Consider the following 15,147-nt stretch of genomic DNA (forward strand, 5'->3'; position numbering starts at 1 on the left):
ATCATTAGACAACAGAAATGAGCAAAGAGGAGAGAAATAGAAAAATGAATTGGAATCCATGGGTTAAACGCTGTTCTGCAGGAATTGCGGCATTACTAATCGCGTTGTCACTGGCAGGGTGCGGTGATAGTAAGCAAGAAACGACGGTACCAGAGAAAGCACCTGCAACTCAGGATGCCGCTCCTTCTGCTAAGCAGGATGCACTAAAAACGACGTATCCACTGACCGTACAAGATGCTACTGGAGCTTCTTTTACCTTTAAAGAAGCGCCGAAGCATATCATCTCAGTATCACCTGCTGAGACAGAGGCGCTGTTCGCCATTGGTTTAAACGATGAAATTGTTGGTGTCTCTAATTATGATGACTATCCCGAAGTGGTGAAGAGCAAGCCGAAAATGGGCGATTTGATGAAACCAAATGAGGAATCCATCATCGCGGCTCAGGCGGATATTGTATTTACGGGGATTTCGATGAGTGAAGAGGCGGTTAAGAAACTGCGTGATCTTAATATTCAAATTTTCAAAACCAATCCAAAGACGGTTGATGATGTCATGAAGAATATTGAAGTATTCGGACAAATTACGGATCACCAAGCTGAGGCTAAGGCCGTAAAGGATAAGATGAAAAAAGAGCGCCAGGAAGTAACGGATGCTGTTCAATCACTAACACCGGAACAGAAGAAGAAAGTATATATTGAATTCTCTCCAGGTTGGACCGTTGGTAAAGGTGAATTCATGGATGAGCTTATTACACTTGCTGGTGGTATTAACGTAGCTGCAGATACTAAAGGTTGGAACGAAATTAGTGAAGAGAAAATTATCAAGGATAATCCAGATGTTATTCTATTTGCTAAAAGTGTAGTTGATACCAAAACCAATAAAGGTCTTGGTGAGATCATTACAAGTCGCAGCGGCTGGAATCAGATTACGGCAGTCAAGAATAAGGCAGTCATTGGACTTGATGACAACCTTCTTAGCCGTCCAGGCCCACGTGTAACTGAAGGTTTACAAGCTGTAGCCAAGGCGATCTATCCAGACCTATTTAAATAATGCATAAAAAACTAGCAGGTTACGGAGGGATCGGCATCGTACTGCTCGCCATGACCCTCGTAATCTGCTTGGGGATCGGCTCAGTAGCGATACCGATCCGGGATATCGTGATGATGATTCTTCATCACCTTCCCTGGATTGGTGATGATGTAAAGCCGGATTGGAATCCGTCTTATGAACAAATTATTATGAAAGTACGGATGCCTCGTCTTGTCTTAGGGATGTTGGTCGGAACAGCACTCGCCGTAGCGGGCTCTGGATTTCAGGGCGTCCTACGAAATCCACTGGCTGACCCATTTACATTAGGAGTATCATCAGGATCAGCAGTAGGGGCATCTGCCCTTATTTTTTTCGGATTGCAGTATTCATTCATTGGGTCTTTTACATTGCCATTCGTTGCTTTTATAACAGGGATTTTGACATTGTGGGCGGTTATGGCGCTTTCTCTAGATAGGGGAAAAATTCCGACGAACAGCCTGATATTATCAGGTGTGGTCATGCAGTCGTTTCTCGGAGCGATCGTATCGTTCATGACGGCGATGAGTAATAAGACAATCAATGAAATTCTATATTGGACGATGGGTAGTCTTAGTCTTCGAGGTTGGTCGTACACACTCATTTTACTACCGTATCTATTGATCGGATTGAGTTTGGTATGGGGACAAGCAAAATCGCTGAATGTACTCTCTCTAGGAGAGCGGCAGGCCGCACATCTGGGCATGAGGGTGGAGCGAGTGAAATTCATTATTTTGCTCGTTTGTACGCTCCTTACTGCGGCGGCAGTTTCTGTAGCTGGAATTATCGGGTTTGTAGGACTGGTCATTCCGCATGTGATTCGTCTACTTACGGGGCCCGATTATCGGTTGATTGTTCCATTGTCAGCCATTGGAGGTGCCATATTTATGGTTATAGCTGATACACTTGCACGAACGGTCTTAGCTCCCACTGAAATTCCGCTTGGTGTAGTGACAGCTTTTGTAGGGGCACCCTTCTTTGCTTATTTGCTACACCGCAGCAAAAAGCATGGCAGAGGAGGCAGCTTATGATAGAGGTTCAAAAGGCAAGTAAACAATTTGGCGAACTTAACGCTCTCCATGAAGTAGATTGGTCTGTTCAGGAGGGGGAATGGTGGGGGATTATTGGCCCCAACGGCAGTGGGAAATCCACGTTGCTACGCCTACTCTCCGGTACGGAGCAGGCTTCCTCTGGTGAGGTATTAATCCGAGGGAAGGCTGCTTCATCTTACGAAAGAAAGCAGCTCTCTCAAATGTTGGCCGTCCTTCAGCAGGACGGCCTTCCTCCTGTTCACTATCCGGTGAAGGATGTGCTGGAGATGGGAAGGTATCCTTTTCAAAACTGGCTTGGTCAGGAGCTAGGGAATGATCCAGAAGATCTAATTGAGGGGATCATGGACAAGCTTGATCTACGCTTGCTTGCCAAGCGACCGCTGGATGAACTAAGCGGTGGGCAGCGCCAGAGAGTTGCACTGGGTCAGGTGATGGTGCAGCAACCACAAATTCTGTTGCTTGATGAACCAACGACTTATCTAGATCTCCGTTATCAGCATCAATTTATGGAGCTTGTTGGCAATTGGCGTAAGGAATCTGGGATTACGGTCATTGCTGTGCTGCATGATCTAAACTTAGCAGCGCAGTTCTGTGACAAGTTATTGGTTCTACAGGATGGGCAAGTAACGGGAAGCGGGACACCGCAAGAAATGCTGACTGCGGAGCATATTCGAAGGGTTTATGGTGTTGAACCGGTGATCGTGCAGCATCCCGTAAGTGGTGTGCCACAAGTGTTGATATCAAGACATATGGAAGAGTAACCTTTTCAAGCTGAGTTGTAGCTTCTGAAGTATAGCTGTTAGAATGAATAATAGTACAGAATCGAAAGGGGTATATCTGATGAGTTTAGCACTTCTTCCTTACATTTCCCGAATTGAGGAGCTGGATGCACAGGCGGCTCAGGCAGCCGCTCAGCATATTAGTCAATTAACCGTTCCTCCTGGTAGTTTAGGTAAACTAGAGTCTTTGGCGATCCAGTTAGCGGGAATCACAAGAGAGGTCAAACCTTCATTTACCCAACGTGAAGTGGTTATTATGGCAGCAGATCATGGCGTATGTGCAGAAGGAGTGAGTGCATTTCCGCAGGAAGTAACGCCGCAAATGATTCTTAACTTTCTTTCTGGTGGTGCGGCGGTTAACACATTGGCACGTCAGGCGGCTGCAGACGTCGTTTGCGTCGATATCGGAGTGCTCAGTACATTAACACATCCTGTACTTGTGCAGCGTAAAATCCGCCCAGGAACAGCTAACATGGCTAAGGAACCCGCAATGACAAGATCTGAGGCTGAACAATCGATTGTGACAGGGATTGAAATTGTAGAGGATGCGGTAAAACGCGGCGTAAGCTCTTCATAACAGGGGAAATGGGAATTGGGAATACAACCGCCAGTGCAGCTATTATGTGTGCAATGCTCGATATTCCACCTGAAAAAGCAGTAGGACGCGGCACCGGTCTGGATGATGCGCGTCTAGAGCATAAAATAAGTGTTGTTCGTCAGGCTCTTTCCCTTAATCAACCCGATGCGAGCGATCCACTCGACGTATTATCTAAAGTTGGGGGTCTTGAGATTGGAGGACTTGTTGGGGTTATTCTAGGTGCAGCAGCCAATCGCTGTCCGGTCATTATCGATGGATTTATTTCGAGTGTTGCTGCGCTGCTGGCTAGGGCACTCGTGCCAGCATCAGCGGGATACATGATTGCTTCTCATGCATCGCATGAACAAGGTCACCGTTTGCTACTGCAAGGATTGGATCTGCGTCCTGCCCTTGATTTGGACATGCGTATAGGTGAAGGCACAGGTGGCGTTCTTGGCCTACATCTCGTGGATGCAGCTTGCCGTATCGTAAGCGAGATGGCGACGTTTGAGAGTGCAGGTGTCACAAGTAATAACGAGGATGCGTTAATATGAGTATTCTTGTTACTGGTGGTGCCCGTAGCGGCAAGAGCTCCTTCGCGGAAAAGCTGTGCATGAGTCTGGATAAAGAGGCGGTTTACGTCGCTACTGCACAAGCATTTGACGAGGAGATGACTGGGCGTATTGCTCTGCATCGACTTCAGCGTATTCAAGCGGAATATGCATGGCAGACAATTGAGGAACCGCTTAAGCTGGCGGAAAAGCTGCGGACTTGGCGCGTGACTTCAGATCAAGCACCGACGGTTCTTGTGGACTGCTTAACGTTATGGCTGTCGAATGTTCTGCTTGCTTTGGAAGAAGAACCTGACATGGAGCAGAAAGTAGAGACAGCTATGGATGAACTAATGAGTGAAATTTCAGCTTACCCAGGTCAACTGGTGCTTGTAACCAATGAAGTCGGAAGCGGCATTGTACCTGCGTATCGACTGGGACGGCAGTTCCGTGATTTTGCAGGCTTTCTTAATCAAGCGGTTGCTCGCTCTTGCACGCAAGTTTTTCTTGTCACAGCAGGTATACCTATTGAGCTCAAGAGTAGGGAGTATCATCTATGAGTAAAGGCTGGCAAGCAGCTGCGGCTGCTTTTCAATTTCTGTCCAGGTTTCCTGTAAAAGCAAATTTAGATTACACTCCTGCGTTATTCCAACAAAGCACACGTTTTTATCCGCTGGTGGGAGCAGCCATCGGATTATGTATAGGGATCATTGCAGCTGGAACAACCTACGTGCTGCCAGCGGCCCCTGCAGCGGTGCTCGTACTGATTGTCTGGGTGATACTGACGGGCGGCCTCCATTTGGACGGCTGGATGGATACAGCCGATGGTCTGCTCAGCTACCGCTCACGTGAACGAATGCTAGAAATTATGAAAGACAGCCGGGTAGGAGCGATGGGCGTCATTGCTTGCGTTCTGCTTTTAATGTTAAAAGGTACTCTGATTTATTCGCTATTATCGAGCAGTAGAAATGGTGTTTTACCAACATTGTTGCTCATACTTCCTCCTATTTGGAGCCGCTGGTTTATGATCCACGCAATGGCAGGCTATCCTATGGCTAGGGGGAAGGAAGGACTTGCTGGGGCAAATTTTAATGGCATCAGCAAGAAGCATACTGTGCGTGCTTTTCGAATGGCTGCTGTTTTAACTTTGGTGATCACAGTACTTATGCCGTTTCTTGGCATTCACGATTCATCGTGGCTTCAGAGCGTAGTAGCATGGCTGGGATTGCCGATCCTGGCATGGCTTTCGGGAACATGGGCCGCTCGGCAAATGAGCAATAAACTTGGTGGATTAACAGGTGATACATACGGCGCACTGAATGAGGGCATCGAAACGGTATTGTTACTGTTTATAGTTGTTTTGACGCAGTGGATGTAGTCATCATGCAGGCACTTCATTAAACGAATGTTGTATGTGATCTACACAATAGGAACCTAGGTCTTCTCAGGCAAGCTGCTATGAGGAGGCCTTTTTTGTGATTTCCATAATCGGATGATTGGGCTGGCCATTTTTGATTAATGAATAGAATATATCAAAAACATCAATATTAAGAATTAAATTACCATTTTATTCTTCAGTAAATTAATCCTATCCAGATACTATGAATTGTGATATTATAAAAAAACCAGTTTTAGTAGATACGTATTAATAATATTAATGATTAATAAAAGGGGAGCTATAAATGGATACAATTTGGATTATCGCAAACGTCGTTGTTATGTTGCTTCTCATTGGATTGCTCATTTGGATGCAGAAGAAACATGTTTCTTTTACTAAACGAGTGTTCACTGGTTTGGGTCTAGGGATTATTTTCGGAGTTATCCTTCAGATCATATTTGGTGCAAGTTCAGATGTAATGAGTAAATCAAGTGATTGGTTTGGTCTGGTGGGTTATGGTTACGTTAGTCTACTGCAAATGGTCGTGATTCCTCTTATTATGGTTTCGATCATTTCAGCTATTATGAATTTAAAAGGTAAGCAAAACTTAGGGAAAATTAGTGCATCTATTATAGCAGTGCTCCTGATTACAACGGCAATTGCTGCCTCAGTCAGTATTATAACGAGCAACACGTTTAATCTGAAAGCTATTGATATTACAAGTGGTGACCGTGAGCAGCAACAAGGTATTAAGCTAGAAGAGAAGCTAGGGGATGTACAGCATAAATCCATTCCACAGCAAGTTCTTGAGTTTATACCAAGTAATCCTTTCGAAGATATGACTGGCGCTCGTCGTTCTTCAACGCTTGCTGTTGTTATATTCTCCGCATTTATTGGTGTAGCTGTTCTTGGTTTGGATCGCAAAAAGCCTGAACAGGCTGCAACTTTTAGAGGAATGGTAGAAGCTGTATACGCGGTAGTTATGCGAATTGTAACATTGGTACTTCGTCTGACACCATACGGTATACTTGCTTTGATCACCAAGACGGTGGCGACGACCAATGTGGATGAAATCCTGAAACTCATTAAGTTTGTAGGAGCTTCTTATGTTGCCATAATCGCTATGTTTATTGTCCATCTCATCCTAATTACACTGTTTGGTTTCAATCCAATTCAGTATTTGAGAAAAGTGTTGCCAACGTTGACATTTGCCTTTACATCGCGCTCAAGCGTAGCTACAATTCCATTGAATGTGGAAACGCAGAAGAAGAAACTGGGCGTATCCGATGGAATCGCGAACTTGTCTGCTACCTTTGGAGCTACGATTGGACAGAACGGTTGCGCAGGTATTTATCCCGCGATGCTGGCTGTGATGATTGCACCAACGGTGGGTATTGATCCAATGAGTTGGAGCTTCATTATTAAGCTAATTCTTATCGTAGTCATCAGTTCCTTTGGGGTTGCTGGTGTCGGTGGTGGCGCAACATTCGCTTCGCTGATCGTGCTTTCAACGATGAACCTACCAGTAGCATTGGCAGGACTTCTAATCTCGGTTGAACCATTGATCGATATGGGACGTACGGCGCTAAATGTGAATGATTCGATGACAGCAGGACTGATCTCCAGTAAAATTCTAAAAGAAAATGACCATAATGTTTTCAATGATAATAGTGTTGATCTAGATTCAGCACATGTATAATTGAAATAATATGCAGGAAAGAGTTAAAGCAAATTGCTTTGGCTCTTTTTTTGTTGACTCGTTTCGAGGAAAAAATACATAGCCAGATCATCTCAGTTGTGATAAAGTAGATCATGTTTTGGGACTTGGCATCTAAGAGTGGGCTTCACCACACTGATTTTGTACCTGAAACCGCGGTTCGTAACCATCCCGCGTAATCAAAACTAGGAGGAATAATCCATGTTTAACTTGCTTTGGGGCATGTTGTTTGTGCTCGTGAATTTCTCCCTGTTTCTACTGTGTTACCGTTTATTCGGTAAAAAGGGACTCTATGCCTGGATCGGAGTGGCGACGGTTATCGCCAACATTCAGGTAACGAAGACAATCGACATGTTTGGCATCGTGATGACGCTCGGCAACACGATGTATGTCAGTCTGTATATGACGAGTGATTTGCTTAATGAGAAGTACGGGAAAGAAGAGGCGAGGAAAGCAGTATGGTTTGGCTTTTTCACATTAGTAATGACGACTGTGATTATGCAAATGGCACTGTACTTTACACCGGATGCTAGTGATCTTGCACAGGAGTCACTAAGCAACATATTTGGTCTGATGCCGCGGCTCGCGCTTGCTAGCTTGGCTGCTTATTTTATCAGCCAGTTTCTGGATGTACGACTCTATTCTTGGCTGCGCAACATGTTCGGCAAACGCAATCAATTTTGGATTCGTAATAACGGCAGTACGATGATTAGTTCATTAGTCGACACGCTCGTTTTCTGCACGATTGCATTTGCAGGGGATCGATATACATTTGGTGTATGGATGGAAATTTTCCTGACGACTTACATTATCAAATTTATACTGACTGCGGTAGGAACTCCATTTCTGTACATTGCTCGTGATTTCAAATTCAAGGATGAGGATTAAGTCCTCATACAATAAAAACCCGGAAGAGGCACTTAACGTGTATCTTCCGGGTTTTTAAAATTATATATCGCTGACGATTTGCTTAACCAATGACAGTTAACTCTTTAGGATACGAAGTGAGAACTTCGACTCCGTTCTCTGTGACATAAATATCATCTTCAATGCGGACCCCACCGATGTTAGGCACATAAATGCCAGGCTCGACAGTGAATACCATGCCTGCCTGTACCAAATCTTGATTGTTACCGTGAACCGAAGGATATTCATGTACGTCCATGCCTAGGCCATGTCCGAGGCGATGCATAAAGTACGGACCGTAGCCAGCATCAATCGTCACCTTGCGTGCCGCTTGATCTACGGAAGCTAATGTTACACCAGGTTGAATGGCCTGAATCCCATGCATGTTGGCTTCCAGAACGGTTTGATAAATTTTAGTCTGTTCAGGAGTAATATCTCCTACAGCAAATGTTCTCGTAATATCGGATGCATAGTTATCTGCGTAAACGCCCATATCAAACATTAAAAGATCGCCCGCCCCAATTTTACGATTTCCAGGTACGCCGTGTGGTAGCGCTGTGTTCGGGCCTGAGAGTACCATCGTATCGAAGGATGGACCTGCTGCGCCGGATTTTTTCATGAAATACTCCAGCTCTGCAACCAGCTCAATCTCTGTCATTCCAATCTTAAAATGATTGAGGCCTTGACGAAGGACATCCTCTATGAGGTGAATCGCGTGTTTCATTCGAGCAATCTCATCGGTACTTTTGACAACGCGCATGCTTCTCAGAAGGGGACCAATGTCTTGAAACTGGTCAGGTGCCACAGACTGTTGTAATAATTCAAAACGGGATACCGTTAATTGTTCCTTCTCGATACCAAGAACGCCAGGTGAGGACGTGAATTGTTGCCCTAAGATCACGTATGGATTATCTGTGTCTTCATGTGTCACGATGTGGCTTACAGAGGAAGCTGCGCGAGCTGCCTCCGCATCTAATGCAGGCACAATGAGAATGGGCTCCTCACCACGAATGAGTAATAGGCCGAGAAACCGCTCATGGGGGTCAGAAGCAAAGCCTGTTAAATAATATACATGCTTGGGATCTGTGACTAATAGACTGTTCAGTCCCGCTTGACCCATAGTTTGCTCAAGTTGTTGAATTCGTGTACTCATGTTTGGGGTTCGCTCCTTGTTTCGTCGATTCGATTAGTGCAATGTATTTGATATCTATTATAAACCCCAATTATCAAAAAGGAAAAATAATGACAAGGTCATTTCTTCAATAGATCTGTTCTTCTGAAAGCTAGGGAATTCGTATGGTGAAGAACGTATTTGCGCGTAGTAGTTTCATATCCTGTCCCCCTGTATTATAAATGAGATATGTTCATCATAGATTTATTTATCATAGGCTTTTACATGAAAATAATTTGAAATTGTATAAAAGGGGTGAATCATCATCGAAATCGCAATGGTGACTGGAGCTAATTCGGGTATGGGGCTTGCCACATCGATAGCATTGGCTAAAAGAGGAGCGCATGTTATCATGGTTTGCCGCAGTGAAGAACGAGGCAAAGCGGCGTTGGAAGAGGCAATAAACAAAAGTGGCTCACAGCATGTAGAGTTAATGTTATGCGATTTAGGAGATTTGGAGAGCATCCGTAGCTTCGCCACAGCTTTTTGTTCTAAGTATGATGTCCTTGACGTGCTTGTAAACAATGCAGGTGTCGTAAGTATTAAACGAGAAATTACCAAGGATGGATTTGAAATGGATTTAGGAATCAATCATCTCGGGCATTTTTTGCTCACGAATCTACTATTGGAACCACTGATTGCTGCCCACCAAGGGCGAGTGGTGAGTGTTGCATCAGGTGCGTATAAAGTAGGACATATTCATTTCGATGATCCTTTTCTATCGAAAGGATTCAATCCAATTAAAGCATACGCGCAGTCTAAGCTGGCCAATATTCTATTTATTAAAGAGCTAGCTCAGCGCTTGAGCGACACTCGTGTTACAGCAAACTGTGTGCATCCAGGTGCAGTGGGAACGCAGATTGGTGTGAATCGTCAGACTGGATTTGGTAAAAGCGTGCATGCATTGCTACGGCCGTTCTTTCTAACCCCAGAGCAAGGAGCGCAGGGAGCCATTTATTTGGCAACGTCTCCAGATGTGGTGGGGATGAGCGGGCAATATTTTTACAAGACAAAACATCAAAAGCTTACTTCGCGGGCAAATCATCCCGAGGACGCGAAGCGGCTCTGGCAATGGAGCGAGAAGCAGGTTGGTTTGTAAGAAAATAGATAAACCATAACCTCTATTTTTCCTTTAAAATAGTGATATAAATAACCACTATCGGAGGTAGGGGAAAGACATGACAGAGGATCAATATACAATAGAACATGCACAAGTTAGTGATTTAGAGGATATCGTTCGCATATACAATTCAACGATTGCCGGTAGAATGGTGACAGCGGATTTAGAACCTGTGACGGTTGAGAGTAAACTCAACTGGTTTATGGAGCATAATGAACATCAGCGGCCGCTATGGATAATGAAATCCGAAGGTAAGGTTATGGCTTGGCTTAGCTTCCAATCCTTTTATGGAAGAGCAGCTTATGACGCTACTGCAGAAATTAGCATTTATGTGTCGGAGGATTGCCGCGGAGCTGGAATCGGAGGCATTTTTCTAGAAAAAGCTATTGGAGAATGTCCTCGCCTTGGAATCACTAGCCTGGTAGGATTTGTATTTGGGCATAATGCACCAAGTCTCAAGCTGCTACGCAGATTTGGTTTTGAGGACTGGGGTTTTCTTCCTGGTGTAGCGGTGCTAGATGGAGTCCAACGAGACTTGGTGATTATCGGTAGAAAAATAGACAACGCGGGATTGTAAACAAATGAACACACGAAAAGGCGCTTCATTATAACTCCAGCGCCTTTTTAATACAATGTATGAAATTCATAGAAACTAAGTTTCTTTCATGTATGCTATGGAGTTAAAATTAGGTCCTTGTGTCTGTGGCTTCTTCTAATGTCACCCATTGTTCAGACCATTCCTCTATTCCTCGAATAACTGGCTCAAGTGCTAAACCCTTCTTCGTTAAGGAATACTCAATGCGTACCGGTGTTTCAGGATACACATCTCTTCTAACCACACCATCATGTTCTAAATCTTTCAATCTTTCAGATAGGAGCCTTCCACTAATGGGGAGAGAGGCCTCAATTTCGCAGAATCGTTTAGGGCCTGTAAGCAGCTGATAAATAATAAAGCTGGTCCAGCGCCGATTTATAATTTCCATCCCTTTTTCCAATTTCGGGCACAAATCCATAGAACACATATTCTTAGAACTCATGATTATTCACCTCTTTATACCTACATTATAGCTGAAAGTACTCGTTAAATACATAATTTATGATATTCAACGCTGGATTAACTATCATTAAAGGAAGATCTCCCGAATATTTTTGGTACAATTTCCCTTTACATAGAGAGCTTACTGCTGGCATACTATATTCAATCATGATCATTTTTTTATATATACGAGGGGGAAAATAACGAATGAAGCGTTTCAAGTTAGGGCTGGCTTTAGGACTGGTATTACTATTAGTTATATTATCTGGTTGTCAATCGGTAGGGGGCCTAGATGTAAGCAATGCGTTGACTCGTACTTTGGACGTGAAGACATCTGAATCTAAATCGGCAATGTCTATTGAAATCATCCCTACAGCAGGAAAGATGGATGCAGAAGATCAAAAGATGATTGATATGATCAACTCATTTTCGGTAACGATTGATCATGTCATTATGCAAGATGCTTCAACAGCTTCTTTGGAAGGTGCATTAACGTATCAAGGTAAGAAACTTCCGTTTCATATGTCCATGGATAAAAAGAATCTAGCACTTAAGCTCGAAGGTATGAAGCAACCCGTTGTTATTTCACTAGACAGTGTTGAACAATTGGGAATGGGTGTGGATGTGCAAACAGGTTTGTCAGAAGAAAAGGCCATGAGTATGGTCAAAGACGTGTCGGGATTCGTGTTAAAACATTTACCTAATCCATCGTCCATTTCACTTGCATCCGTAACGGATAAAGTAAACGGAGAAAGCGTGGCGCTTCAGAAGCTACATGTTGAAATACGCGGTGATGAGTTGACTGGATTGGTTAAAGGCTTCTTAACGAGTCTTTCTAAAGATAAAGAGGGCATCAAATCTGTAGTTGGTGCGCTGTATGATGTTTATTACCCGCTTTATGCAGCATCACAGGCTTCTGATGAAGAAGAGGATGGATATGAAGATACAATGGGTGATTTTCTGAGTGGATTTGGTACCCCATCCAGTGTAATGGCGGATAAAGAAGCTGCTGTTATTTATTTAACGAACCAACTGATCAAAGAAATGAATAAACTACTTCCCAAATATGATCAAGAGGTTACGGATTTGTATGCGGACAGCCCTGAACTGAAAGAAGTTTTAGGTAAAAATACATTGTTAGCTGTCGATCTTTTCTTCGACAACAAACTGAATATTCGTAAGCAAAATGTAGATCTAACCGTTCAAATGCCCGAAGATGCAGGAATTCCAATTAAACAAGTTAAGGCTCATGCTACTTCTGAGAGCTGGAAGATTAACGTGCCTGTTACCATTAATAAAGTGGATGTTTCCAAAGGAGCTTGGGATCCAACTAAGAATGATATGACGCCTGGGGAAATTCTTGGTCAGCTAGATAATCAATCCGAGTTATATCGTTTTTTGAAGGAAGAAATGACTATTACCTACAAATATTTCGAGATTGAAACTCCTGTAGATGAAGATAGTTGGTATTATGATTATCCAGTTCCTTACTCAGTAAATAACAATTTAATGGTGCCGCTTAAATTTGTAGCAGATCAGTTGGATGCTAAAGTGAGTTACAACCAAGCTACGAAGCAAATTACGGTGACTGACGATATTAATGGATCTACGATTGTTGTCAAAGCAGGTGATAAACAGGCTGTTGTTAACGGTAAAGTGGTTAAGCTTGTTGCACCTGTCACAAACCGTGAAGGTTATGCTTTTGTCCCATTACGTTTCATTGCTGAGTCACTTGGAGCAACGATAACGGTCGATAAAATAGAACAATACATCTATATTGAGCGTAATTAGTTTAGTAGTGTAGGTGTAGGAAATAGAGAAGAGGCAGCCTAAAGGCTGCCTCTTTCTTCGTATGTAGAATGATAATAACAACGCAGGTCTTAAACGAATGGTTTCGTCATAACCCAGAACTCATTGTTATTAGTTAGGAAGGATGACTCTTTTACAAAACCAACTCTAGTATATAATTGAATAGCTCTTTTATTAAATGTGGCTACAGTTAAACGAATGGTAGATGGATCATACTGATGCCTAACCTCTTGGATAATAAAAGTTATAAATTCATAACCAAGTCCTTGACCCGTTAACTCAGGTTTCATGCCAAATCCTAAATCAATAATGCTATTGAATTCAGGGTATGCCCATTGACTATGACCAAGAGGCACCTGAGCATATTCTCCTGTGCAAAAATAGCCAATTAGCTGATCATTCCGCAGTATGCATTGATAATGCATAAGTTCTTGAATTGACTCATCATCTTCGTCCATGTCATACAGATCGTATGGGACTTCATATTTCCATGTAGCGATATCACTTGCGTAAAGCTCGTCCATTGGTTTTAGAAACATTGTTATTCCTCCTCCATTCAGAATATAGCATATTTTCATTTGAATTTAATTCTAATGATACAAAAAAACAGCCGAATCTCCATAAGAGATCGACTGTTTTTTTATTCTGGCAATGATCTGGCATTATGAATGCTATTATCGAGGAGCTACCAAGTTATCATTTGATGTAATCATAATTAACTCAGCATTCGTGATGCCTGGTAGTGATCTTGTCATCATTGGCGAATGGTAAGCAACAATCTTAGCACCTGGTTTAAGATCTTGAGATCCGCCAAATTGGTGAATTATTTTTGTATCTTTAGTGATATTTAGAATAACGTCATTGTTAACGTTCTGATCAGTTCCTACATTAACATATACTTGGTCTTCAGAAGTGCTGTCAGATCCAATAACTGTACCTACAACTTTCATATTTTCTTTCGCTTTAACTACAATTTTATCTGCATGAGTTTGTGCAGGGAAAATCATGGTCATTGCTTCGCCATAAGTTGCATCGATCGATACATCTGCTTTCAAAGCTTCAGCAGTTACAGCCTTACCTTCTTCATTAACGATTTCGGTATCTTTATCAACCGTTAGAATAACGTAATCCACGCCGCCTTTTTCCATGCCTTTACCCATCAGAGTCACCTTATTATCTTTAACCTCTGTGATAATACCAGATGTACCAACCGCTTGATCTGTTACTGTTTCTTCAGCTTGTTTATTAACAATAACGTAGTTTGTTGTCGATTGAGGTGGAAGACTCATAGTAACGGCAGGACCATAGAATGCTTGAATATTCATTCCTTTTTGAATGTCACTTGCCTTAATAGCTTTGCCATCTTGGCCTAGAATCTGAGCTTTCTTAGCAAAATGAAGTACAATGGTAGCTTCGTTGCCAGAGTAGATGTCTTTACCTTTAACGAGAATACCGTTGTCTTGTACTTCAGTTACCGTACCGTTGATGGCAGTGAAGCTTTGATCTTGAACAACAAGCGTTAAAGCAGTGCTTTGCGCTGGAATGCTCTTTGTCATAGCAGGACTATAGAAAGCTTTAACGACTTTCTTCTCATCTATAATTGTTTTCAAAGCAACTGTTTTGCCTCTTGAATTAACAATTTTTGTGTTTTTAGTGATGGAAAGAACGATTTCCTTTTGATCTGTCGTTGTAAGGCCACGACCTGTTACAGTAATAAATTTACCTGTTTTATCATTTACGAAATCTGTAATTTGACCTATTGTACCAGGCACTGCTTTGAATTGGTTTTGAATGACTCCAGAACCATGATAAGACGTAGCCGTAGGTACTTCCTGTGCATATGCAGCCATCGGCATTGCTGCCATCGCTAGAATTGAAGTAGTTGCTAACAATTTGTGCATTTTTTTCATCTGTAATTCCTCCAATTGTTGTTGTAGAGTTCATTGTTAAAATATGCTTGTTCTATAGTCCTAGACGGAGCTGTTAC

At 42.8% G+C, this 15,147-nt stretch carries 14 protein-coding genes and 1 pseudogene; 11 read left to right on the forward strand and 4 right to left on the reverse strand.

The features are described from left to right. Window positions 1–44 precede the first annotated feature (44 nt). The 8 genes and pseudogenes from JCM16418_RS00135 (at window position 45) to JCM16418_RS00170 (ending at window position 8,006) form a co-directional block, all read left to right on the forward strand. A complete protein-coding gene (locus JCM16418_RS00135; protein WP_036645013.1) occupies window positions 45–1,049 on the forward strand; it encodes an ABC transporter substrate-binding protein in 1,005 nt (334 codons plus the stop codon). Then, window positions 1,049–2,095: a FecCD family ABC transporter permease gene (locus tag JCM16418_RS00140; RefSeq protein ID WP_036645017.1), complete on the forward strand. Its 1,047-nt coding sequence runs from the start codon at window positions 1,049–1,051 to the stop codon at window positions 2,093–2,095. Before JCM16418_RS00135 ends, JCM16418_RS00140 begins: the two co-directional genes overlap by 1 nt. Beyond that, complete coding sequence (locus JCM16418_RS00145; RefSeq protein ID WP_036645019.1) at window positions 2,092–2,877, forward strand: ABC transporter ATP-binding protein; 786 nt, start codon at window positions 2,092–2,094, stop codon at window positions 2,875–2,877. Before JCM16418_RS00140 ends, JCM16418_RS00145 begins: the two co-directional genes overlap by 4 nt. A gap of 79 nt (window positions 2,878–2,956) precedes the next feature. Continuing rightward, a pseudogene (cobT, locus tag JCM16418_RS00150) lies at window positions 2,957–4,026 on the forward strand (nicotinate-nucleotide--dimethylbenzimidazole phosphoribosyltransferase). Further along, entirely contained in the window at window positions 4,023–4,583 is a 561-nt protein-coding gene (cobU, locus tag JCM16418_RS00155; protein ID WP_036645021.1) for a bifunctional adenosylcobinamide kinase/adenosylcobinamide-phosphate guanylyltransferase, read from the forward strand. Before cobT ends, cobU begins: the two are co-directional and overlap by 4 nt. Further along, a complete protein-coding gene (cobS, locus tag JCM16418_RS00160) occupies window positions 4,580–5,401 on the forward strand; it encodes an adenosylcobinamide-GDP ribazoletransferase (protein WP_036645025.1) in 822 nt (273 codons plus the stop codon). Before cobU ends, cobS begins: the two co-directional genes overlap by 4 nt. Before the next feature lie 304 nt (window positions 5,402–5,705). Next, window positions 5,706–7,100, forward strand: a complete 1,395-nt coding sequence (locus JCM16418_RS00165; protein ID WP_036645027.1) for an L-cystine transporter — start codon at window positions 5,706–5,708, stop codon at window positions 7,098–7,100. Window positions 7,101–7,319: 219 nt separating this feature from the next. After that, the gene (locus JCM16418_RS00170; protein WP_036645029.1) at window positions 7,320–8,006 is read left to right on the forward strand and encodes a queuosine precursor transporter; all 687 of its coding nucleotides are present in this window, start codon (window positions 7,320–7,322) and stop codon (window positions 8,004–8,006) included. Between the two features lie 82 nt (window positions 8,007–8,088). On the opposite strand, the gene JCM16418_RS00175 is transcribed toward JCM16418_RS00170, so the two are convergent. Further along, complete coding sequence (locus tag JCM16418_RS00175; protein WP_036645037.1) at window positions 8,089–9,177, reverse strand: M24 family metallopeptidase; 1,089 nt, start codon at window positions 9,175–9,177, stop codon at window positions 8,089–8,091. Window positions 9,178–9,472: 295 nt separating this feature from the next. Here JCM16418_RS00175 and JCM16418_RS00180 point away from each other — a divergent pair, with 295 nt between their 5' ends. Continuing rightward, complete coding sequence (locus tag JCM16418_RS00180) at window positions 9,473–10,294, forward strand: SDR family oxidoreductase (RefSeq protein ID WP_036645038.1); 822 nt, start codon at window positions 9,473–9,475, stop codon at window positions 10,292–10,294. Window positions 10,295–10,373: 79 nt separating this feature from the next. Continuing rightward, complete coding sequence (locus tag JCM16418_RS00185; RefSeq protein WP_036645039.1) at window positions 10,374–10,892, forward strand: GNAT family N-acetyltransferase; 519 nt, start codon at window positions 10,374–10,376, stop codon at window positions 10,890–10,892. A gap of 109 nt (window positions 10,893–11,001) precedes the next feature. On the opposite strand, the gene JCM16418_RS00190 is transcribed toward JCM16418_RS00185, so the two are convergent. Then, window positions 11,002–11,337: a winged helix-turn-helix transcriptional regulator gene (locus tag JCM16418_RS00190; protein WP_036645994.1), complete on the reverse strand. Its 336-nt coding sequence runs from the start codon at window positions 11,335–11,337 to the stop codon at window positions 11,002–11,004. Between the two features lie 221 nt (window positions 11,338–11,558). On the opposite strand from JCM16418_RS00190, the gene JCM16418_RS00195 reads away from it, so the two are divergent. Further along, window positions 11,559–13,142, forward strand: a complete 1,584-nt coding sequence (locus tag JCM16418_RS00195; protein ID WP_052019946.1) for a copper amine oxidase N-terminal domain-containing protein — start codon at window positions 11,559–11,561, stop codon at window positions 13,140–13,142. An 89-nt stretch (window positions 13,143–13,231) separates the two neighbouring features. On the opposite strand, the gene JCM16418_RS00200 is transcribed toward JCM16418_RS00195, so the two are convergent. Together JCM16418_RS00200 and JCM16418_RS00205 are read right to left on the reverse strand one after the other, a co-directional pair. Next, a complete protein-coding gene (locus tag JCM16418_RS00200) occupies window positions 13,232–13,699 on the reverse strand; it encodes a GNAT family N-acetyltransferase (protein ID WP_036645040.1) in 468 nt (155 codons plus the stop codon). Window positions 13,700–13,834: 135 nt separating this feature from the next. Beyond that, window positions 13,835–15,070 carry a hypothetical protein gene (locus JCM16418_RS00205; RefSeq protein WP_036645041.1) on the reverse strand — a complete coding sequence of 412 codons (1,236 nt, stop codon included), beginning with the start codon at window positions 15,068–15,070 and terminating at the stop codon, window positions 13,835–13,837. Window positions 15,071–15,147 lie beyond the last annotated feature (77 nt).

The organism is Paenibacillus pini JCM 16418, from assembly GCF_000576305.1.
GTDB lineage: Bacteria > Bacillota > Bacilli > Paenibacillales > Paenibacillaceae > Paenibacillus_AQ > Paenibacillus_AQ pini.